Here is a 20180-nt window from a genome sequence, read left to right as displayed (position 1 = left end):
AAAATGCTCAGGGAGAGAGTGCTATGAGTTACGTGACCGACTTACGCCATATACCGGAAGACCCGGCCCACATTCAGGCATTGCCTGAGCCTGCGCGTTTGATGTCGGTGTTCATCACCAGTATCGTCGCCGAGCTTAGCCGGGAACTCTCCCTGCCTCTTATCAATACGGATGTAAAATGCCATTCCCGTAACACCATGTCCCGGTGTTCCGGTTGTATCGATGGCTGGTTAAACCCTGCCGGGGTTTTGGTTTGGGCTTGTGATAGCTGTGCGGAAAATGGCTTTATCTCAAACTGGGAAGGCACCGTCTGGGATAACCAGGTTCGCACCACCCATTGATCATGTTAACCGTGGTGGCTTTATGGCACTTGATCTACAGATAAACAGTTCACTGAGCGATACCTACGAGCGATATGGCTTCAGTGCGTATTGCGATAAGTACCCAGCCATAAATATCCTCATATTTTATCGCCTACAGCTCGCAGGGCGTGGGCTTGGGCGCTGAGAAAACTTAGGTCTGGGTACTTAACCTGGTGGACTTGCTGGTCCAGATGGGGTACGTACAAATTCCTGTGACGCATCCCGTCTTCAACGATAACGGGGTCATGGCGTTGTTTTTCGAAGTGACAACGAAATACGAAAACCAGTTTGACCATGACCACGATATCTCAGTCATTCAGGATAAAGAAACTGTCACCCTTACATTGAATAATGATGTTGTCAGGCCGGTATCCGGTATGGTGTAACCGATAGCCGTTAAGCCTGACGGTAGGAAAACAACACAGGTCGCATTCCTGTTCTGAACCTTGGTAATATCTGAAATCGAGATTTACCAGGGAAGACCTGTCCATCAAATCCACTGCCCATCAAAGCAAAATTCTGTTCTCAGGGCTAATCCGGAAGCTTGAATCCAACCGGTTGCATATTCTGGTTTACTTGAACACCGATTCTGGAAAAACGGCAAAAGTGTTCAAGAGTTACCAGAATAGGTGTTCAAGTTGTGCCAGAATACGTACCAGTAGCTGTTGGACATTTTAGGAAGGTCTTGCCACTGATTCTCGTAATTGCATTTTCAATATCAATATCAGTTGACTTTTCAGTGTTCGCATCACATGACGGTTTAGGAATTCTTTCACATCTTGGCAGGGCGCGCTGATATTCCAGACTGGAAATAATGTATTGAACCAGAGTCATCATCAAGACCTGAATATAATCAGGTATAGGCTGCTCCTGCCGAGACTTTATAGCTGGTACCATACTATGGTGTTTCTGAGGCGTAAGCTCTACAACAGAGACTCCTTCAGGAACTTTTAATACCGGGCGAAAGGCTTCTTCTGTATTTATAAAAATGCCAAGATGTGCGCATAAATAGTCATTATAAGACCTTGAATTGTATTGGTGAAAAGGTACGCCTCCAATAGAAAATACCCCCCCTCTACCTTCCATTGCCGGGAATGACAGTTTTAGTGGGTTTGATGGTCTGGTTCTCTGAAAATTGATTAACTGCTGGGTTATTGCATTATGTGCGTCACAATAAAAATAACCGGGTGATACCAGTCTATCGTCATCCTGAATAACCCCACGTAGTACAATATCAGGATTAGCCCTGCTTTGACTCAGTGTTGACGTTAAAAGCTCAGGGTCCTTTCTCCAGCGACTATTTTGTAAAACCGTTTCTATATGAGGCAGTCTAGCGACTCTGGATGATGTAGTATATCGCATTATTACATCTGGACTTACAGTAACTGCGTAGGTATTATCAAGAATCATCGGCATTTGCTGATCTTCTTCTGTTTGTTTGAATAGGTTTTCATTGTAATTGGATAGAATATGCATCACCTCTTGATCATTTGAAATTAACTTGTAGCTAACTTCCTTTCCTGTTTCTACGCACCCGAATAGAAGAATGCCAGCATGACGAGATGTAGTATCTTTAAATAAGTTTTCAACTTTATCACAGTCTGATTCTTTGCTGTAGATAAACACGGTTGATGATGCTGTCTCGAATAATGCTCTGACACCAAGTGACTGCTTTTCTTTGTCCCAGTCTGTGAACTGTTCCGCTGTGGTCTTGTGTACTATTAAATCGTGCGTGTGAAATTCTTTTGTATTCTCCGTCATATTTTTTTTGTCACCTGAATTCAGGTCATATGGTATCTGGTCAGGGCTGTGTGTTTTTATTTGAAAGGTAGTGAGACTTTTACTATGTGTTTTACTATTTTCCAAATTTCGTTTTTGGTCACTTTGAATTGTTTTCTCAACCGCAAATGACGCTGTCTTGCTTTTGTGCTTTGTAAGTTCAGGAGCGGACAGACTTTTTCGCAGGAGGGTAAAATGTTGACTGTCCTGATGTGTTCCTGAGGTAGTAGGCATCTTATTTTCTCCTAAAAACATCTTAATCAAGTATTTAGGGGGATATTCTCCTGTTAATATGTATTGGTATCTCTGACATATTGGGCAGTAATTCTAACTTTCCACATCCGTCCGTAAACGGGGCAGGGTCTTGAATCTTGATTACATTTGAAATATCAATTCAAGAGTAATGCCCTGCCTATCAAATTCAAAAAATCACTGCTCTCCCTGAAAAATGCCCTGCTGAACAGAAGCTGTAAGCGAACCTGACAGCGTAACCACGAACAGCATCAGTACAAGCGCACCCCACATCTGATAAGGTTAACCTGGCCGTTTCTACAGCGCGCTGGCGAAACGTCGACACCCGGCGCTGACCCCGAAGACAGAACAAGAAGTGACAATCCATGAGAAATATCATCACCGAAGAAAAAGAAATGATCCTCCGGTCAAGGATTCTCATCAGGCCGTACTGGACCGAGCGGCTGGTCGATAAGCTGCTGGGGGAACCGGACCACATTCACTACCGGAAGGACGGCAAACCCTATGCGTCTTTCTGGTGCATGGACAAGGTCGTCGAGGGCCGAGGTGCCGGTGCGGTGCAGGGAACCCCGCAGGTTGATCGGGATGTCGAAGTCGGCGGGACTCATGTGAATGCGCGAGAGTGCGTCGACGAGGATATAGAAAGCGTCGACCTGATCGTCATGGGTGCTCGCTGGGAAGGCCAGGCATTCGGCGATGAACTCGTCTAGCCAGGAAGCGGTGGCCGGGAGCCAGACCCGGCCTGCTTCTATGATGTCCGTGATCGACGAGACCCGGGCCACCTTGTTCCGTTCCACTTTCTTCGGCACGATGGCCACCCCGCTGTTCTTGCGGAGTTCCTGGATCAGGCTCTGGCTCGATGCCGCGTCCTCGATATGCACCGCTCGCCTTATCGACACCCTGTCAGCCGCTGTCAACGCTGACAGTCTTGACAAAATCATGACTGCACAAATACTTCAGGAGCGTTGTTTGGCCGGGGTGGGCAGAAATATGCCTACAAAATGATTTAAACCAACGTCCATCTTGCTCCGCATGAGTCATGGTGTGGGACTAGCGGAGCGTTCAGGTTGCGTCCGGTCCCTGTTAGCAGCAAATAAGGGTATCGGGGTGAATATGAGTGGCATAAAAGATATCACGGACCTGATGGGGCGTGTTTTTTATAGTCTGATAAGCTTATGTCTGGCTACAATCAGTCTCGCAATGATCATTGTTGCCTTATTGGATATTTGGTTATCCGTTTACGGAGAAACCCTGCTGGTAAAGGCTCTCCTGAATGCAATCGGTTTGATTGTTATTGCCATGGCAGTTTTTGATGTTTCCAGATTTTTGATGGAGGAAGAGGTTCTTTGCGCCCGTGGCGCGAAATCACCCGCGAAACAGAGAGATACCTTATTAAAGTTCCTCGCCATCATTGCTATCGCTGTAAGTCTGGAAGCCCTGGTATTTATTTTTGATGCCGGGAAAAAAAATATCAGTGATTTAAGGTATCCGGCTTTCTTGCTGATCGCTGCAATTCTTGTGGTGATCGGCCTTGGTGTGTATCAAAAACTGACTGGTAATGCAGAGAAGCAATCGTAACGGTACAAAATGTTTGTGTAAAAAGAAGGGGGGCGATTGTTCAAGCCCATTGTCAGGTTGGTCTTCGTTGAATTGACGGCTTAACCCCCCCATCCCTTCCAGCTTTTTGAGTTAAGACCGAATGAGTGGTTGAGGCTACCGCCGAAAGGTGAGTCGGCCTTGTCTTTGGTCCATGAGATGTCGCGGTCAGGTTCCCGATCCGGTGCCATGAGGTCGTCGAGTGCTGAGGTGCCGGTGCGGCGCAGGGAACCTCGCAGGTTGATCGGGATGTCGAAGTCGGCAGGACTCATGTGGATACGCGAGAGTGCGTCGACGAGAATATAAAAGGCGTCCACCTGGTCGTCGTGGGTGCTGGCGGGAAAGGCCAGGCATTCACTGATGAACTCATCCAGCCAGGGCGCGGTGGCCGGGAGCCAGACCCGGCCTGCTTCGATGATGTCCGTGATCGACGAGACCCGGGCCACCTTGTCCCGTTCCACTTTCTTCGGCACGATCGCCACCCCGCTGTTCTTGCGGAGTTCCTGGATCAGGCTCTGGCCCGATGCCGCGTCCTCGATATGCACCGCCCGCATCCCCCGTGATCGCCAGGTCGCGTAGAGGGTGGTGATCTTGTGTTTCAGCTCCGGGAAATCCCACCGGCCACGGAACAGGTCGAGCAGGTGGATATCGCCGTGGGGCGTCAGCCCGCCGATGGCCAGCACGCTGTAGTCATTCTGGCTGTTCTTCTTGAAGGCTGTGTCGGCGGCCATGATGATCGAGAGGTAATGGTCGAGGGGCTGGTCGTAGTAGCGCCAGTACTCGGACTTGAGGATGTTGCCCCCTTCAATATAGGGGTTCTGCTGGTAGAGGGATTCGAAGTCACGCGGGTTGAGCTTGCGCTGGGCGTAAAGGAATGCCAGCGGAAAGCGTTCCGGCCAGAGCGGGACGTCGCGGATCGCTTTTTTCTCGATGTAGCGTTTGGAGGGGGATGTGGTCCGGAAGGTTTTGGCGTCCAGGTAGTCCGGGTGGTCTTCCGGCAGTGCTCGCCTGGACGTGCGCTCGACGATCACCTCCCGCTCCTCGATGGCCCTGAAATTGATGTGCAGCCATTCGCCGTTTTTCCATTCCTCCGTTTCCATGATCTTTCCGGCCAGGTCGTCCACATGCCAGCGGGTGAGCACCACGATGGTCTTGGGGGGCGAGCCCTGCACGTCCGGCTGGCGACGGTTGGAGAGCGAGCCGGTGTAGAAGTCCCACACCTTGCGCCGCATGGTGGCGGACTCCGCCTCTTCCCTCGACTTGATCGGGTCGTCGATGATCAGCAGGTTGGCCGGTCGGCCCGTGGTGGTGCCGCCGATGCCCACCCCGTAGTAGGCCCCGCCGAGGGTGGTGTGCCAGGCGTCGGCGGCGCGGCTGGTCTTGCTCATCCCGAAGGCCGGGAACACCTGGGCCGTGACCGGGTTGGCGGCGTTCTCGCGCACCTGGCGACCGAAGCCGGTGGCCAGTTCCGAGTTATAGGAGCAGGACATGGTGTAACGGCAGGGGTTGCGGCCCATGTAGTAGCTGGGGAAATCGACAGTGATGTAGGAGGACTTGCCGTGCCGGGGCGGCATGTTGACCATGAGGTTGTTGATTGTCCGGGCGTTGAGGTCCGGGGTTTTGCCGCGGAGGTGCACGTCGAGGAAGTCCGCCCGCAGTTCGTCTTTTTCCAGCAGGTCGAGGGCGGTGACCAGCAGGCGCTGGAACGGGGTCAGGGTGAAGCCGGGGTGCAGCAGCTCGATGTACCCGGCGTAGGAGGCTTCCGCCTTGTGGAGCTTGAGTAAATGCCTGGCCGCCTCCTTGCGGGAAAGGGTCATGCGGGTTATTCCGCCTGTTTTCTCGCCAGGTAGGCGGCGTAGAGTTCGGTGGCGGTTTGCCGGTCGGTGAGGTGGTCCGCCATCACCCTGTGCAGGTGGGCGCTGAAGGCCCGGATGCGCTCCTCTTTCGGGATGTCGAGGGTGTTCATCTCGCGGATTCGGTCAGCGAACGCCTCAACCGACAGGGTGGACGGGAGGCGGGCTTTCTCGCGGTTATAAATCATGGGGTGCATCCCGGTGTGGCTGTGACCTTCGGCGGGTCAGGTCGCCCGGCGTACCGGATGCGAGAGGAGAAGGTAACGACTGAACGGGAGGATCAGCGTTGATCCTGCTGCGCTTGCTGTGAAAGGTGACGTGGACAATGATTCCCATGGCCGGGTTCCCTGGCGCTGTTTGGTATCATTGTTGTCGTTAGCCCGGTGGTGTGTCGTCCCGGTCATCCTCGTGGATGATCTTTTCGAGTTCTTCCCGGGTGAGTTTGGTGGCGTCGTTGTGGCGCACCTCGTTGAGGGTGTGCTTCAGGTCCGGCACGCACTTGTTCAGCAGGGCGCGGTAGAGGTTCACCTGCTGCTGGTTCCAGGAGCGCTTGCCTTCCATCACTTCGAGGGCGCGTTCGGTCTGTTCGGTGACGATGTTGTAGAGGCGGGTGCGAAGGCGGGCGATGTCGCGGGCGTCGACGCCCTGGGTGATGGCCGCATCGCCGGGTTTGGCGGGGCGGGGGTCGGCGTCTTTGCGGGCCGTCTTGTGTTGCGCGACGGCGGAACGCCGCTCGCCATTGGCGATGCGCCCTTTCTGGCTTTCCATCTCGGCGAAGGTCATGCCCGGTTTGAGGTGGGGGGTGCCTTCCTCCGGTGCCCGGACATCCTTATCCCTGGCGGTCATCGTCTGTTGCCCGTGCCGTGTGTGTACTGGGCATTATAGGCAATGGGGATCAGGGAGCGCGTTCCACCAGGCTGATGACGGAGTCCAGTTTGTCGGTCAGGTGGTTCAGGGATTGGTGTAGGTCGTCGAACCGTTGGTTGGCCTGTGCGAAGCGGGTCTCCACCCGGGTCTCGAACAGCTCCAGCCTGGTGGCAAGGGAGCCGATGATCTCGGCATGCTTGACCTGGTAGGCCTCGATGGTATCTGTCTTGTTCAGCAGCTTGACCATGGCGACGCGCTGTTTTTCCAGCAGGTCGTTAATGATCCCGATACCGCGAGCGTTTTGCTCTACCTGTTCTTCCAGTGTGAATGTGTGTGACATACAACCCGCCCGTATCATTGATGTGGCAGGAAGGATAGGAGGACATGGCGGTTATGCAAACCACGATAAGGATACGAACGTAGCTTGAGTCCCCGATTTTGCTGGCAATGCGCGCGGTACCAGGGATGGCAACTGTCGGCGGGACTCCGGTCGGCGGTCCCGACCCCGCCCCCCCCTATCGTAGCCTCTCGCTCGTCCGTCTTTTTCTCCTCTGCGTGACACGTTTTCGACACGGAAATGCCGTAACTCGTTGATTTTCAATCGCTATTTGTGCACAGGAAAGGCATTTTGCACTCACCCGCTGTCGCGTTCACGGATTCGGACAATCCGCGCCACCCCTCACCCCCCAACCCGTAACACATGATCCGGCCTCTCGTCGTCCTTACACGCAGGAATACTCGAAGAGTATGAGAAGGGGCCGTGAGCCACCGGAGCTGGTCTGGTGGTGTTTTCCCCGATTCCGCGAGTATCGCGAAGGAGATTCACACATGGACGTCAAATCAATCTCGAAAGCCAACATCGCGCAGGCACGCAAAGAACTCGGCGACGAGGCCGTTTGCGCAGAGCTCACCCGCAGGATTGAGTCGCGTATGGCCAAGGGCAAGAAACCCAACCCGTTCGCCGTCGAGACGGTCAAGGCGCTCGGTGGCACGGTTCCCGCGCAGGTCGAAGCGCAGGTGAAGGAGCAGGCCGCGAAGCGAGGCAAGCCGAAGGCCAGCAACGAAACAAGCCTCGACGCGCTCATGGCCAGGTACGAGGGCATACCCGCAGGCAAGCTGCGCACGATCCGCAGCCGCACCAAAGATCCGAAGAAGCTCGCCGCGATGGATGCGGTTCTCGCGCAGGAATCACCTGCACAAACCCAGCCTGGCCTCGTCGACCAGCTCAAGGCCGAGGTCGCTGGCATGAACATCGACGAACGTGCCGCGCTCGTGGGCATGATCATGGGTGAGTGATTCACCCGTAGGACGAAACCAACCCGCCTTGTGCGGGTTTTTTTGCGCCTGAAATTCACAGAGGAGCCACACGATGAACAGACCACAACGTCAACCCAAACAACAACGCGAGCAGCGGGATCAACCTGTCGACATGCCAACCTACGAGATCGTGTGGGTACGAGGGCAGTGGAAACTCATCCCGTCGTATCGCATCCGGTAACCCTTTTCTCGCACAGGAATACCTGAAAGGTATGGTGACCCTCGGGTGAAAGACCAATCGACACCCGGCACAACACCGGCGCTTGTGCGTTACAGGAGAACACTGTCATGGATGACATCGATTTTGAACAGCTACGCATCGTCTTCGAGCGTGACGACGATTGCGCTGACCCACTGGAAGACCACGACGACCTTACCCTCGTGTCCTTCCACCCTCACTATGGCAATCGCCACGGTTTCAACGACGCCGACGAACTCAAGCGCTACGCCAGAGAAAGTAACTGTCGTTTATTTCCCGTGTACTGCTACGACCACAGTGGTCTGGCTTTCTCGCTCGAACCTTTTTCGTGTGGCTGGGACAGTGGTTTGTACGGTTATCTCGTGGCCACCAGGTCTATCGTCGATGAGTTCAAGGGCAACAAGAAAACTCCGCTCAAGAAATACGTGCGAGCTGTCCTCGAAGAATACGACACATGGCAACGGGGCGATTGCTGGTGCTATCGAATCCTCGACCGCCATGGCAATGAACTGGACTCGTGCCGGGGCTATATCGGTGAAGACTGGTGCAAAGACGCCGCCATCGACGCCGCTCAACAGGAACGGGCACGGATCGAAAAGGCCAGACAGCACAGGGTCAAGCAATTCATACGCCATCGCGTTCCCCTCAATCAACGCAAGCAAATCATGGAGGATTTCACATGATCGTATTTGCCGACTCGATCAGCCAACAGGCCGTCGCCGAAGCCATGCGCAGGTATGACTATGTCCGCGATCGCATCACGTCATGGCTCATGGAGGCCAGTTACCAGCAACGATGCCTAACGCCCGAGAATGAGCGCGATGACACCCCGCTCGAACAATGGCAATGGGAGAACAACGTCGAAGCCAGGCACATGATGAAGACGGTTATCTGTGTTAACAGCAATGACATTGACAAACCTACCGGCCTGCCGTTGGAAATCGGATTTGCTCGCTACACCGTCCACGTTGGCAAGTATGGAATACCCTCGGGTGAGCCAGACCAGCAGGGTTGGGGCTACTTCAACGGTGTCCTGCTCAATCACGGAACCATCGGCGACCCTGACTGGTCAATACATACGTAGGCAACAGGGAGGAACCACCGTGCTTATAACCATCATCGAAATCACCCGGAACGGAAACGACGTCGCGGTCATCGTTGACGGCATGCTCATTCTTTCCGCCGACCCGTCCGCAGGCGATGATCCCGGTGCGGTCTATCAGGTTGCAGAGCGATTGGGCACAAGGTCAGACGCTACGCTGCAAATCATCAAGCAACAGCCCGAGGCTGACTGGAACTGGGATGCTGTCTGCAAGGCGCTATCGCCCCAGCTCAAGGCAATATGTTTGTGACTACAGGGAAGGAAACCAATGCAACACCAGGACTACATAACCGCCTATATCATCGTCATCCCGACGATGTGGGGTGATTATTACTCAACCGGTAAAGACTGCCTCAACCTCTACGCCTCTGAGTGGGAGGCCGAAGTGGATCTCCACAACGTCGATGAAGAAATGGTGGACGGTTTTGAGGCCGAGGTCGTAGAGGTCAATGTTTACCGGGACGGCACAGTCGAAAACCGGTTTCGCAGGTTTGAAGACATCATCAAGACTCTCATCCAACAAAGGAGGAACGTGACTGTCGAGTCAGCCAAGGCCGCTCATCGCAAGTTTTACGACGAACATAGGGTGGTGATGTGAATCACTACCTTGTTGTAGGGCGTCTCGAATTTCATGAAAACGAAGTCTTCTTCATTGAGGCTGAGTCGCACAGGAAAGCCGTTCAGGATTTTCTGGGCATCATGCGAGACATCTTCAAGGATGAGCTCAACGAGGACGGTGGCAGCGTGATCCATATCGATCTGGTTATCGCGGTGCAAGACGACAACGCCATCCTTGTTCGCGAAGAATCGTTCAACATAGCCCCATGAGGAGAATCAATCATGAACCAGTCCGTTTCAAACCACATCGCCTGCAATCTGAACTACTTCAGGAACATTGCCTGCCACCTGTACTACTTCGTTCACTATCTCGACGAATACTATGGCAACCTCATGGATATCAGTGGGGATGATGATGGTCATTGCGAGGCGGTATTCTGGTTGTATGACTATGCCAGGGCAATTGAGGTGGCCTACCTCAACCGGGAAGAGGGCCTCAACTCGCCGGGCGTGTTTGTTGACGACATTGCCGGGAATCTCGCCGCCAGGCTGTACATCGAACTCGGCAAGCCAGACCTGACCACCTTCGAGGTGCATGTCCAGCAACTGGTCAATGCCTACTGTGCAGAACAGATCCATTCCGACGACGACGCACCGCTGCTGCCGAGGCTGGAAAATCCATACCGGTTCTTCATCGTGCGACTCCGTTTACACATTGGTGAGTACGAAAAGCATACCTATCACGTCATCCAGGCCAGGAATCAGGACATGGCGTGTATTGAAGCGCTCACCGATGAATGTCATAACGAACCCTGCTTCGACGAGTTTCCCGACCAGCGGGCCTGCCGGGATGGCGGTGAGTATGTCTATCGAGTGCAGGGGATTCAGGAAATAACACCCGAGCAGGCCAGACAGTTCCAAATGATACGAGACCTGTCTCGCTGTTAAGAAAAAGGAGGCTTCAGCCTCCATTTTTTCATGGCCACAGGGAGGACGAGCCATGCCTATCAACGCCTACAAGAGCAAAACCCACCTCACCATCGGCGACACCATTCGATACCGGCCAGCGTTCGGACGAGGCGAACCCGTCTCGGGAACCATCGCCAGCATGGAGCTGACACCCAGGCCCCGTGAGAAATACGGTGTCAGCGTCGACCGGATCAATGTCGAAGCGGTGCGGGACAACCTCGTCGTGTTCACTTTCGGGGAGGGGCGCTGGTGCTATTCAGAGCAAGTCATTCTCGATGAATAACAGGGAGGATTCATCATGGGCTATACACATTACTGGAAGATGGACGGTGAGCGTAAGCATTTCACCGAGCGTGAGTGGCACACCTTCAGGCAATTGTGGTGCGAGGTTTACCCGAAGCTGCCAAAGACCGACGCTACCTGCTCGGGTGATCCATTACCGTTGGCGCTCGCTGTATGCGACAAATCCCCAGCCAAAAAGACTATCGTCGCCACTGATGCCGGGCAGGTTTTCACAACCCATACCCTGTTCGAATCCGATGGCGATGAGGTGACTAACATCATGTCGTTCAACGGGTGCCATCCCGACGACCCGGATGGTAACAGGATCGACCTCGGCCACGAGGGTTTTCACATCCTGCAAAAAGGGAACGATGACTTCAATTTCTGTAAAACTGCCCGCAAACCCTACGACTTCGCCGTGTGCGTAGCGCTGGGCTGTCTGCGCATGGCGGTCGAGGAAGACGGTGTTCTGCAAATCACCAGCGACGGTGGCTTGAACGACTGGGAACCGGCGTTGCTGTTTCTCAAGGACAACCTCGAATCCCGTGTGATCGACGCCTACGGGTTCTCAACAGCGAACGAATTACTGTTCATCATGAACACCAAAATCACGCCCGCACCACACCCCGAATCCCCCTTCGACCCGATCGCCTGGCTCATGTCCTGAGTGCGTTAGTTTGCAAACCATGACCAATGGTTAGACATTGGTAAACACAAGCCCTTAAACCGTTCTCGCACAGGGATACTCAAAGAGTATGAGTCAGTGCAGAGCCTGATGCTGTCCGGCATCAACGGTGCAACCAACAGGGAGAGTTCAACAATGGCTACTCGTAAAAGTGCGAGGGAGTTACCTTCGCCAAAGGAATTGTACGACAACCGAAACAACCGGGCCGAGCTGCGCAAGTGGTGGCATCTCGCCTTCAAGAAAGCCTACAGGTCATACAACTGGCAACACATATTCGAGACGTCCAACTGGATTTACCGCACAGATCACCCGATCCGGATCAACAAGCCACTGCCTACCTGCTTCCGGGACAAGGTACACAACAAGGTGCTGGTGTTCATGATCGTCAAGGCAATCACGGTGAACAGGATCGAACGTCTCGACGTGTTCCAGAAATTCATCGACGCCATATCGGACAAGGATCTCGCATTCAACGACAACACCGACTCCTTCGGTCGCCACAAGGAATGGACGATCGACGTCATTGATGCTGCGTTCAAAGCAATACGCGGCAGTCATCCCGCACCCACACCAACCTTCAAGGACGATGACATGAACGCACCCGCAGTCCCCGAGCCTGCCGCTTCTACAGACACCGCGCAAAGCCAGCTGATAGCGAAAGCCGATGCCTTCGAGCTGCCCAACCCCCTCACAGTCAATGGTGACGACGGTGTCATGAGCGCCATCGACAACCTGCTCAGGGCGACCGGCTCTCCCTATTCGATGAACCAGTTCGTCGATGCGATCAACATGGGCATGAAGTTCCGCCATCTGGCCGAGCAGCAGGATGATGAGATCGCCAGGCTGAAGCGCATGTCAGACGACACCCCGAAGATCACCGGCAAGATCGACGCCTACGACAGCGACACCGACCTCTCGATTCCGGCAGGCGAAATCACCTACCGCAAAGCCTGCGATGTATTCAATGTGCCCACCACCGACGAGAAGACCCGCAACGCCCTCGACTTCGACGTGCCTTACTTCGAGTGGGACGGCGAGCATCCGTGGGTGCCGGAGGCCGACGAGTTCTACGCCTTCAACGTCGATACCCTGCTGCCCTATCTCTCGACCATCGTCGCAGGCAAGAACGCCTGGCTCTACGGCCACACCGGTACCGGCAAGACCACCCTCGCCCAGCAAGTCTGCGCCAAATTGAACTGGCCCATGCGTCGGGTCAACTTCGACGGCGATATCTCCCGTCTCGATCTGGTTGGCCAGACCAAACTCGATAACGACGACGGTACCACGGTATCCAGGTACGTCGACGGTGTTCTCCCCCAGGCCATGAACTCACCGACCATCCTGCTTCTCGACGAACTGGATGTGGGCAGGCCAGATGTGTTGTACGCACTCCAGAACGCCCTCGATCAGGGCCAGCTAACCATCACCGACGATGGCGGTCGCCGCATCAAGGCACACCCGTTCTTCCGTGCCGTCGCAGCCTGCAACACCCAGGGCCAGGGCGATGACAGCGGTCTCTACCAGGGTACCCGGGTGCTGTCGAGAGCCCTGCTCAATCGCTTCCATAACTTCATCCCCGTCGATTACATGCGCCGCGATGATGAACTGGCCGTACTTCGTAGCAAGGTGCCGACACTTGATGACGACATGGCAGACAAGCTCATGCAGTATGTCCACGAGCACCGTGTCGCTTTCACCAGCGTTGAAGTGACCGAGCCGGTCTCGTTGCGCAACATCATCGGGGCGGCACAGGAATACAGCTTCTACCACACTCGCATCGGTACTGCCGACGCTATCAATCTCGCCATCAGTAACACCATCCTGAACCGCGCCAACCCCGAGGACCGGATCGTTCTGCGTGGCATCGCCCAGCGGGTGTTCCCCGGTGCCGGGTTTTAAAGACTAACCCGCTACAGATTTCAGTGTGGCATGGACGACACACCAGTTTTCGACGGCCATAGGGCCGTTTTTTGTAAAGGAGTACACAGATGAAACGCAAAACCACATCCATGAAGGCGTCGGACTTCACCCACGAGTGCCGGGGCACTTCAAGAACCTTCGGTCGCAACGAGCGGATCGACATCGTGTTCCGTGGCAACATGGCGGGAACCGACGGCAACAAGATCATCTATCCCTCCCTCGATCTGAAATCCACCCTCGACGAAAACCAGGTCGCCGTGAGCCGTGGTTACATCGACCACGAGACGGGGCACCTGCGTTACACCGACATGGAGGCGTTCCAGAGCTACGCCAGACAAGCCATCGAAGCAGGAACCCCCTTCAGGAAGGATATCGCCAACGGCATCGAAGATCCCCGCATGGAACGGCTCGTGATGCAGGACTATGAGGGAGCCACTGACAACCTCACCGCCGTCGCCAATGCCGTGTGTCGACAGATGCTTGAGACAATGGCGAGCGACACGGACTCACCATGGTACGCCTTTGTCCCCGTGACGCTGGCCAACATGGGACGGGTCAACAACGGCCTCAGGGGCGACGACCTCAGCGATTTCCTCGGTGCAGTGCAGGCCAGAATGAGTGCCGGGCAATACCGGATGTGTGTCGACTGGGCGGCTCGAATCACCGGGCTTGCCAGTACACAGGACTCCCTCGCACTCGCCGACGAAATCTTCGATGCCATCGTCGAGTTGGAACCCGGGACCGATAAGCCAGACGATGATGCGTATTCAGACACGGACACGGGTGATAGCGATGACGCCGGGGATGCAGACTCGGACGGTGACGGATCGGGTGACTCGGACAGCTCAGGCCGTGGCTCGCAGCCAGACAGTGACGGCGACGATGATGCAGACGATGACGGTAATGGTACCGGCCATGATGACTCGGAGGGTGATAACTCGGTCGATACCGCCGACGATGACACCCCCAGTGATGGCGATGGTAAGCCGGGAGTGAATGATGCCGACCACGACGACCCACGCTTGAAAGTCGGCGGCACCAAAGGACTGCGGGGTGACGTAACGGCGGCGATCAAGGATGCCGTTGCCGACCATACCGGCGATGGTTCAGAGTATCGCACCTTCTCGACCGAGTTCGATACGTGGAGTGACAAGACCACCGACGACGAGATCGGTACCCTGATGCGGGACAAGGACAATCTCAGCCGTTACGACGAGGCGGTGAACGAAACCGCTGGCAAGATCAATGTGATGCGCCGGAAACTGGAGACGGCGCTGGCCGCCCGGCGGGATGTGCGCTGGGTAGGCAGCCAGAAAGCAGGCCGCCTTGATCCCCGGCGGTTGGTCGGAGCCTACAACGCCGAGGATGATGTCTATCGGTTCCGCGAAGAGGACAACGATGTCGAGACGGCGGTAACCGTGCTGGTGGACCTCAGCACTTCAATGATCAGGAACGGCAAGAACACCATCGCCATGCAATCGGTGATCGCTATCGCCGAGGCGCTGGAAAAGACCCACGTTCAGTATGAAATCCTCGGGTTCTGCACCAACCGGCACAGTACGGCGACGGTGAAGTTACGGTCGAGCATGGATGCTTACATGCGGCGTGATGACTATGACACCCGGCATCCCCGGGGATTTAACTTCACCCGTTTTGAAGCGATTAACATGGCGATCTTCAAGGCGTTCAATCAACCGTTGAACCTCTGTCGCACCAGTCTCGTCGCTGTCGAGCGGGTACCCTGCAAGTCCTATGTCTGTAACTGTGACGGTGAGAGTCTGTTGCTGGCCTATGACCGGCTGCGAGTGAGGCCGGAACCCCGCAAGGTGCTGATGGTCCTGAGCGACGGCGCTCCGATGATCAATGGAACCAATGACCGCACCCGGTTAGCCCGGCACCTGTACAGTTCGATCAGGGATATCGAGGATGATGGCGTCGAGGTGCTGGGTATCGGGATCGTTGACAGCGCCGTGCGCAACTTTTATCCCAGGCATGTCGTTGTGCATGCCATCAAAGACCTGACCACTGTGGCACTGGAACAGATCGCGAAGATACTGCTGGGAAGGCGGCTGTAGCGGGCAAAAAAAGCCCGCATAGACGGGAGCGGGCGGAGGCTTTCAATGCAGCGGGTAACTCTACCCTAACAAAGGTTTATCATCGTGTGTTGTAAAAGTGACATAAAGGGTAAATATATTTCCCTTTGGCGTGACGATGTAACCTATTTCCTGTACAAATAGGCACATCGGAAGGTTTTATTAAACCGATGGACAACAACCAGTCAACAAAACAACAGAACGATAATTCCTGGACGGACGCTTTGGAGGCTCACGCATGAAAGAGACTGTCGCATCACTCAAGGCGGAGATTGACACGCTGAATACCCGCCTCGGGGATCTCGAAGCAAAGCATATGGCATTGATCCAGGCGCTCGGCGACATGCATCAGAACAGCATGGCGACCATCTGGCGCATGGCCAGCGGTAGCGGGTTGTCGCCAGCGCCGAGAGCCGAGATTGTACGCGAGCCCGAGAACAGCACGGCGCTCCAGGGCTTTTTCAAACTGTCGACCAAAGCCCACGCCGTGGCACAGATGCTCTGTCGCGGAGCCAGGAACGACGAGATTTCCGAGCGGCTCGGCGTCACGCTGTCGACGGTGAAGGTGATGATCCACCATATCAAGAAGCGGCTCGAAGTACCGACCCGGACCGCGATGGCCATTGCCTTGAAAGAGTGTTACGAGTCAGTGTCGCCGGAGCAGTACGTCGCGGCATCAGGCGGCCTGCCGATCGACTGGGACAAGAACTATGACGAGAAATACGAGTCTGAGTTCAAGGATCTGTTTGCGAAAGCGAGATAGCCAGGACGGTACTTGATCGCTGACAAGTTAGAGGAGCTGAACAGGGAGCAGCATTAACAGGGAGGTAAAACCATGGCGCTGAAACTGACACGGAGAGACGACTCATCAGCATGGCAGATGGTCGGCACAGTCGGAGGCCAGCGGGTACGGCGCTCGACCCGATGTAAGGATTACGGACGGGCCGAGCAGTTCATGGCGCAGTTCTACTATGACGCCATGAACGACAAGACCAACCGCGAGCTGTACACCATCGCTGATCTGGTCGACGCCTATCTCAAGAAGCCCGGACTCAGGCTCGGGCTTCGCTCTCACAATATCCTGCTGAGAATGCAAGATTACTGGAAGGATGTCCGGGCGCACCTGTTTTGCCAGGAGAGCGTAAACCGGTACATCAAACGGTTCCACTCGAAGAACAAGGCGAACACCATCGAGCGGGAACTCCGGCAGTTGAATGCCGTAATCAACTACTGCGAGCAATCGAGGATGGTCTCGGGTATCTTCCGGCCCATCTTCGACCGGATCGATGATGCACGGGTACGCTGGCTCGAACCCGGGGAACGGGAGGCGTACCTGGCCGAGGCCGATGCGCTTTATCGCGGATTCCTGACCGTGTTGTTCTATACCGGCTGTCGCATCGGCGAGCTGCGCAATCTCACCTGGCAGGATGTGACCGAAGACGCACTGGTGTTCCGTCACTGGAAGGGGCAGCCCCGTAAGCTGAGGGTCAGGGCGGTGCCCATGCATGACAAGGTGCGCGAGGTGATCGGGTCGCTGACCCGGGAGCCCGGCAGAAAGGTCTTCCCGAAGCGCTGGTATAACTATGGCCGTGTGTATAAGGAGCACATGCGCATTTGTGAAGCGCTGGGCATCGAGGACTTCAAGCCCCACGACATCCGGCACACCTTCGGGACACTGCTGGCCAGGCAGTGTGCGAACCCCTGGCATATCTCGAAGCTGATGGGGCACTCCAGCCTTCAGACCAGCCAGCGTTACATCCATCTGGCCGCGCAGGATTTCGACGGGGCCGTGAGTTTATTGTGATGGTATGAAGGGGATCAAGAAAGGAACAAGGGCCGAGGAGCCCTTTTTTTAGTTCGCCCGAACCCTGGTCACGGGTTAGGCAGGTTCCCAGGGTCGGACTCGCGTGTCATGGATCACGCTGCACTCACCGCATGTGCGTCGATCACGATGGAGGTACCCGTCTTGACCGATACGGTGAGCGGGGGGATTTTACCGGAGCGGGGTTGTAGGGGCAATGGGCTCGTTACCGATACTCACAAATTGTTAGTTTCAAATTGCCTGTCAGGGCTTGGGTACTTTTTGGGTACTTTTGAGCCGATTCAGGACGATTGGGTACGAAATTGTTAGACATGCTAACCCATCAAAAAAATTTATTTGCTTAAAAATCAATGACATAGCAATAACAAATAGTAAGAATCCCTTGCTCCTTGTGTGTTTGGTGTTTTTTTATGCACTGTGTTAGTGAACGGTGATGCTTAAATCAGGCGCAGGAACAGGCTGCCCACGTGACAGAGAGGTGCTTGAAATATTCCTATCAGCAAGGTTAGGGTTGCGAGGACGCTCAAACATGCCACGAAATGACCTTTCTGATCGATCATCCGGATGGGTGAAAAACCAGTTTGACAGTGTCTGTGTCGCCAAATTTTCAGGCCGAATCCTGTGGGAATCGCTGGTGACCCATTCAGCAACGCTACCGTGTTGTTCGTGTCCGAAAGACGTTTCGTGGTTTGTGGCGACTTGAGTGAGCAGGGTTTTCATGAGGATCATGGCGATGTCCTGCATATCCCAGTGTTGTTGATGTCCATCGTCAAACAACGCATTGATCTGATCGATATCTGCTCTCAGTTGTGCTTTTACCGCTATCTGTGTTGCCTGGTATTCCGGGCTATCCATGAAAGGCTGCAGATCTGTAGCACCTTCGCCTAACGTGGCTAGATCAACATCAACATCAACATCAACATCATTGCAATCAAAGATCAGTTTAAGCCAACAAATCCAAGGGTCTTCAAAGTGAATAGGCCCAAGTTTGTAGTGGCCCCAATGGATGAAATGGCATTCTGTCTGTGCCATGAAATCACGCAGTATCTGCTGTTTGTCGGTGATGCCGTTGCGGATTTGTTCCTGAATAAAGGGTATAAGCTGAAGCTTTGTGATACATCTTGCCGTATCAATGGTGGCCTGATGGGTTTTTTCCATGTGCTTGCGTTCAAAATCTGGCCCTGCTGGACTGAAAAGCGCCGTCACATAGTTTGGTCCCCCTGGATGTGGATTCTTTGCCGCAATGGCTGCAACGGCATCATACAATTCAGGGGAGTAACCGGTATCACCTGCATCAAAAATGCACTCTTTTTCCGTCATCAAGAGATAACCGAATCCTGGGGCTTTGTGGAAGTTGGTTAAGGGGTTTGTACCCGCCCAGTGCTTGGTGGGAATGGCGACCAATGTTGCGATGGTATCATCACTGCCGGGTCGTTTAATGGTGTAAGGCACAAAGGCATCAGCTGCCAAGCCGACAGGTGTACCATCATTACAGTTATTTTCGAGGGTTTCATTGAATAGTGGATCTATTTGTTCAGAGCCTGCGGGGAAACACAGTCGGGTTCTAATAGGGGCAGTTGGAACGACATTGACCTCAGGGTGCCCGGAAAGACGACGAATGAACTGTTCAAAGGGTTGGATGATCCGTTCAAAAAGCGTCGGCATTTGCGGGTAGAGACGGTAGAGAGGGAGATCTTTAAAGTGATCCAGGTGGGCATGGGAGATCAATACCAGGTCCGTATTTTCGAGTCCCTCAGGAATAACAGGGGGGAGTTGGGGGGAGTAACCAGGTCCAAGCTTGTTAACAGCCGGATCAACAGCAATATAAAGCTTATCATTGTCGCAGGTTGGCAGTGCAATGCCTAAGTGAGCATGCCCGCGTTTTATAAATCCTCCCCGGTCTGTCTGCTTACTGTCCTGACAGGGCCTTATGCCGTTTTGTATGTGAGTCAGCGCGTTTGCTTTTATCTGCCTGCTTAAGAAAAACAGATCTTTACCTGAAAAAAAGCGTTTAATTTTTTCCCACAATGTTGATAGGCCGATCTTCAGTGCGTCTATGGGATCGCGTAACCCGGCGATCAGAGGAGTCTCTGTCTGGTGTGAGTAATATTTCCTGTCACGATGAACGGCAGGCTGGCGGCCCCATTCGGTATAATTCAGTTGTTGCCATGTGCAGGGTGGGCTGCCAGGCGCTTTTTCCCATACTGTGAGGGTGTCAGCGCAAGCCTGTACTTCCCGGAGTCCTTGAAAACATTGCCGTTGGTCATTGTCGACCGGCATGGCAATAGTCGGCCGGTCTGTTGTGGTAACCGCTGTAGGGAAAATTCGCTGATTAGAATCGGCAGACATCGGCGTTTTATATCATTGTGAAGTAAAAATTAATTTCCTTCTTAATTAGGCCGTTATGGCAGGAAATAGTTCAGTAACTAGCGGCAATTATTATTCCTTAACTCCCGCTTAACGATCTGAAGAAGTAAGGCTAAATTGAATGAAGAGAGCGTCCCCTGTGCTCTTCAGGCAAAAT

General features: G+C 54.2%; 24 protein-coding genes. 16 read left to right on the top strand and 8 right to left on the bottom strand.

Annotation, left to right across the window (positions count from 1 at the left end):
• Nucleotides 1-23 precede the first annotated feature (23 nt).
• Together ABD892_RS25330 and ABD892_RS25325 are read left to right on the top strand one after the other, a co-directional pair.
• Nucleotides 24-341: a hypothetical protein gene (locus ABD892_RS25330; RefSeq protein ID WP_345199111.1), complete on the top strand. Its 318-nt coding sequence runs from the start codon at nt 24-26 to the stop codon at nt 339-341.
• Between the two features lie 212 nt (nt 342-553).
• Nucleotides 554-748 carry a hypothetical protein gene (locus tag ABD892_RS25325; protein WP_345199110.1) on the top strand — a complete coding sequence of 65 codons (195 nt, stop codon included), beginning with the start codon at nt 554-556 and terminating at the stop codon, nt 746-748.
• Between the two features lie 247 nt (nt 749-995).
• Here the strand turns inward: ABD892_RS25325 and ABD892_RS25320 are convergent, their stop codons facing one another.
• Nucleotides 996-2375: a hypothetical protein gene (locus tag ABD892_RS25320; protein ID WP_345199109.1), complete on the bottom strand. Its 1380-nt coding sequence runs from the start codon at nt 2373-2375 to the stop codon at nt 996-998.
• Nucleotides 2376-2800: 425 nt separating this feature from the next.
• Nucleotides 2801-3334 (bottom strand): phage terminase large subunit, encoded by a 534-nt coding sequence (terL, locus tag ABD892_RS25315; RefSeq protein ID WP_345199108.1) that lies wholly within the window; start codon nt 3332-3334, stop codon nt 2801-2803.
• A 172-nt stretch (nt 3335-3506) separates the two neighbouring features.
• Here terL (ABD892_RS25315) and ABD892_RS25310 point away from each other — a divergent pair, with 172 nt between their 5' ends.
• Nucleotides 3507-3971, top strand: coding sequence for a general glycosylation pathway protein (locus tag ABD892_RS25310; RefSeq protein ID WP_345199107.1), 465 nt, complete (start codon nt 3507-3509; stop codon nt 3969-3971).
• Between the two features lie 80 nt (nt 3972-4051).
• On the opposite strand, the gene terL (ABD892_RS25305) is transcribed toward ABD892_RS25310, so the two are convergent.
• Genes terL (ABD892_RS25305) through ABD892_RS25285 form a run of 5 tightly spaced genes read right to left on the bottom strand, consistent with a single transcriptional unit; the run spans nt 4052 to nt 7049 of the window.
• Nucleotides 4052-5806 (bottom strand): phage terminase large subunit, encoded by a 1755-nt coding sequence (terL, locus tag ABD892_RS25305; RefSeq protein WP_345199106.1) that lies wholly within the window; start codon nt 5804-5806, stop codon nt 4052-4054.
• Nucleotides 5807-5811: 5 nt separating this feature from the next.
• Complete coding sequence (locus ABD892_RS25300) at nt 5812-6030, bottom strand: hypothetical protein (protein WP_345199105.1); 219 nt, start codon at nt 6028-6030, stop codon at nt 5812-5814.
• Nucleotides 6020-6178: a hypothetical protein gene (locus ABD892_RS25295; protein WP_345199104.1), complete on the bottom strand. Its 159-nt coding sequence runs from the start codon at nt 6176-6178 to the stop codon at nt 6020-6022. The genes ABD892_RS25300 and ABD892_RS25295 overlap by 11 nt, the downstream gene beginning before the upstream one ends.
• A 39-nt stretch (nt 6179-6217) precedes the next feature.
• Nucleotides 6218-6688 carry a hypothetical protein gene (locus ABD892_RS25290; protein ID WP_345199102.1) on the bottom strand — a complete coding sequence of 157 codons (471 nt, stop codon included), beginning with the start codon at nt 6686-6688 and terminating at the stop codon, nt 6218-6220.
• 49 nt (nt 6689-6737) lie between these two features.
• Nucleotides 6738-7049 carry a hypothetical protein gene (locus tag ABD892_RS25285; protein WP_345199101.1) on the bottom strand — a complete coding sequence of 104 codons (312 nt, stop codon included), beginning with the start codon at nt 7047-7049 and terminating at the stop codon, nt 6738-6740.
• A gap of 488 nt (nt 7050-7537) precedes the next feature.
• On the opposite strand from ABD892_RS25285, the gene ABD892_RS25280 reads away from it, so the two are divergent.
• The 13 genes from ABD892_RS25280 (at nt 7538) to ABD892_RS25220 (ending at nt 17638) form a co-directional block, all read left to right on the top strand.
• Entirely contained in the window at nt 7538-8005 is a 468-nt protein-coding gene (locus ABD892_RS25280; protein WP_345199100.1) for a hypothetical protein, read from the top strand.
• A gap of 309 nt (nt 8006-8314) precedes the next feature.
• Entirely contained in the window at nt 8315-8908 is a 594-nt protein-coding gene (locus tag ABD892_RS25275; RefSeq protein WP_345199099.1) for a hypothetical protein, read from the top strand.
• Nucleotides 8905-9309 (top strand): hypothetical protein, encoded by a 405-nt coding sequence (locus tag ABD892_RS25270; RefSeq protein ID WP_345199098.1) that lies wholly within the window; start codon nt 8905-8907, stop codon nt 9307-9309. Before ABD892_RS25275 ends, ABD892_RS25270 begins: the two co-directional genes overlap by 4 nt.
• Nucleotides 9310-9328: 19 nt before the next feature.
• Nucleotides 9329-9577, top strand: a complete 249-nt coding sequence (locus ABD892_RS25265) for a hypothetical protein (protein ID WP_345199097.1) — start codon at nt 9329-9331, stop codon at nt 9575-9577.
• 18 nt (nt 9578-9595) lie between these two features.
• Nucleotides 9596-9925 carry a hypothetical protein gene (locus ABD892_RS25260; protein WP_345199096.1) on the top strand — a complete coding sequence of 110 codons (330 nt, stop codon included), beginning with the start codon at nt 9596-9598 and terminating at the stop codon, nt 9923-9925.
• Entirely contained in the window at nt 9922-10155 is a 234-nt protein-coding gene (locus tag ABD892_RS25255; protein WP_345199095.1) for a hypothetical protein, read from the top strand. Before ABD892_RS25260 ends, ABD892_RS25255 begins: the two co-directional genes overlap by 4 nt.
• Nucleotides 10156-10167: 12 nt before the next feature.
• A complete protein-coding gene (locus ABD892_RS25250; protein ID WP_345199094.1) occupies nt 10168-10833 on the top strand; it encodes a hypothetical protein in 666 nt (221 codons plus the stop codon).
• 52 nt (nt 10834-10885) lie between these two features.
• Complete coding sequence (locus ABD892_RS25245; RefSeq protein ID WP_345199093.1) at nt 10886-11137, top strand: hypothetical protein; 252 nt, start codon at nt 10886-10888, stop codon at nt 11135-11137.
• A 15-nt stretch (nt 11138-11152) separates the two neighbouring features.
• Nucleotides 11153-11803 (top strand): hypothetical protein, encoded by a 651-nt coding sequence (locus ABD892_RS25240; protein WP_345199091.1) that lies wholly within the window; start codon nt 11153-11155, stop codon nt 11801-11803.
• Between the two features lie 96 nt (nt 11804-11899).
• On the top strand, nt 11900-13720 hold the full coding sequence (locus ABD892_RS25235) for an AAA family ATPase (protein WP_345199090.1): 1821 nt from the start codon (nt 11900-11902) through the stop codon (nt 13718-13720).
• 89 nt (nt 13721-13809) lie between these two features.
• Nucleotides 13810-15816 (top strand): cobaltochelatase CobT-related protein, encoded by a 2007-nt coding sequence (locus tag ABD892_RS25230; RefSeq protein WP_345199089.1) that lies wholly within the window; start codon nt 13810-13812, stop codon nt 15814-15816.
• Between the two features lie 256 nt (nt 15817-16072).
• Complete coding sequence (locus tag ABD892_RS25225) at nt 16073-16597, top strand: helix-turn-helix domain-containing protein (protein WP_345199088.1); 525 nt, start codon at nt 16073-16075, stop codon at nt 16595-16597.
• A gap of 72 nt (nt 16598-16669) precedes the next feature.
• On the top strand, nt 16670-17638 hold the full coding sequence (locus ABD892_RS25220; RefSeq protein ID WP_345199086.1) for a tyrosine-type recombinase/integrase: 969 nt from the start codon (nt 16670-16672) through the stop codon (nt 17636-17638).
• A 438-nt stretch (nt 17639-18076) separates the two neighbouring features.
• Here the strand turns inward: ABD892_RS25220 and ABD892_RS25215 are convergent, their stop codons facing one another.
• Nucleotides 18077-19684 carry an MBL fold metallo-hydrolase gene (locus ABD892_RS25215; protein WP_345199085.1) on the bottom strand — a complete coding sequence of 536 codons (1608 nt, stop codon included), beginning with the start codon at nt 19682-19684 and terminating at the stop codon, nt 18077-18079.
• Between the last annotated feature and the right edge of the window lie 496 nt (nt 19685-20180).

Source organism: Kistimonas scapharcae (assembly GCF_039540975.1).
In the GTDB taxonomy this organism is placed as follows: Bacteria; Pseudomonadota; Gammaproteobacteria; order Pseudomonadales; family Endozoicomonadaceae; genus Kistimonas; species Kistimonas scapharcae.
Note: the sequence above shows the minus strand (reverse complement) of the source record. Positions and strands in the feature narration are given on the sequence as shown.